The organism is Bergeyella anatis (genome assembly GCF_036016955.1).
In the GTDB taxonomy this organism is placed as follows: domain Bacteria; phylum Bacteroidota; class Bacteroidia; order Flavobacteriales; family Weeksellaceae; genus JAYWXI01.
In genome coordinates this window covers 1-1355 of the sequence record NZ_JAYWXI010000062.1, presented here as the reverse complement: position 1 = coordinate 1355, position 1355 = coordinate 1, and the positions used below count along the sequence as shown (strand labels likewise).

At 36.6% G+C, this 1355-nt stretch carries 2 protein-coding genes; one reads left to right on the top strand and one right to left on the bottom strand.

What is annotated here, in order from left to right:
- On the top strand, positions 1–115 hold a 115-nt coding region (locus tag VQ048_RS12170; protein WP_503619824.1), incomplete at its 5' end, for a helix-turn-helix domain-containing protein.
- 332 nt (positions 116–447) lie between these two features.
- On the opposite strand, the gene VQ048_RS12165 is transcribed toward VQ048_RS12170, so the two are convergent.
- Positions 448–1254 carry a PRTRC system ThiF family protein gene (locus tag VQ048_RS12165; RefSeq protein ID WP_327611924.1) on the bottom strand — a complete coding sequence of 269 codons (807 nt, stop codon included), beginning with the start codon at positions 1252–1254 and terminating at the stop codon, positions 448–450.
- Positions 1255–1355 lie beyond the last annotated feature (101 nt).

Sequence of the window (1355 nt, the reverse complement as noted above, 5' to 3'; positions counted from 1 at the left end):
CCTCCAACAATATAGAGATGATGGCTTTTTGCCTTACATTCAAATTGAGGGTAAAATTTTGTACAAAGAGAGCGATGTACTAAAAATATTGGAGAATAACTATAAGGCAATGTAACGATTATCTAAAAGTTTACGAATTGTTTTTTAGCATCAATGATTATAAGGCATTGAATATTCAAAAACCAACCGCTAATCCATTTCTAAGATTGGGCTTCTTTTTGCTTCTTTTTCTTTGCCTCAGAAAGAAAAAGAAGTCCGCAAAAAATCTCAAGCGTTTTGCTTATAAAAAGTCGTACTTGTACGGCATTATAAGCCATAGGCTTGTATCCTTTGGTTGGGTTCAAAAAAGTCTTTAAAGAAATGAAGAGTGTAGCGATAAACCTGCCTTGCAGAGATTTATCGCTTAATGACGAATGTATGCAAAGTCTTTTTTGAACCGCCCTTGCCTTACAATGGCAAAGGCTGTGTTCTATACTCTTTTAAATTCAAAAAGAACCCCCTATACTTGATAAATCCGTTTCTAAACATATCCCAAAGCAAAGAAATACCCATTTGAGCAAGGGTCGAGTTAATAAACAAATCTTGCTTGTGTAAAGCATCTGTAAGTGAACAACTCGGTGTGTCGTCTATTTCTTCGGATTGTTTTAATAAGCTGGCAAATTCATCGGTAATAAAAGGGAGTTTTTTTATGGTCGTGAATTTTTCTGACTTTGGTTGCTCGTGTTTGCCTATCGTGGATAAAATCACTTGTCCTGTGTGTTGGCTATTACCAAAATCTAACCAATACAAAGGCTTATTTCTTTGATACCGATTGGTATTCTGTGAACAATCCTTGATGATGTCCGCAATTTCAAACCTTGCTTGTACACTATCCACACACGAAATATATAAATTACTGACAATCTCGTGAGAATTGTTTTTCTGACAATCCTTTGAGAATTTGATAGTCTTGGCTTTCCAATTTGTCCCAAAAAAGCGGTTTACTCGGTTGATAAGTGCCACCGACTTATATAAGCCCATTTCACTTTCGGCAAAAAGTTGTCTGCCTAAATTGGCTTGGCTAATGGTATCATCGTCCCATAAAGTAACGGATAATCCTGCGTGTCCCAATTCTATAAGTGCCGTATTCATTCGTGCAAAGGCGGTTAAGACTTGCGAACCTGTGCCACCTGCACCAATCAAGTTGATACTAATAGGGTTAGTCGCATTGATGAGGCTATTATCTGTGTAATGTATTTTATCTCTCGTTTCCATTATAAAATATCTTTTAGAGTTTTATTATTTGGTCTAAGCTGTTCGTTTGGGAATGGCTTATCTGTGTTGATGAGTTCTTTCCAAAGGCTTACGCAATTACC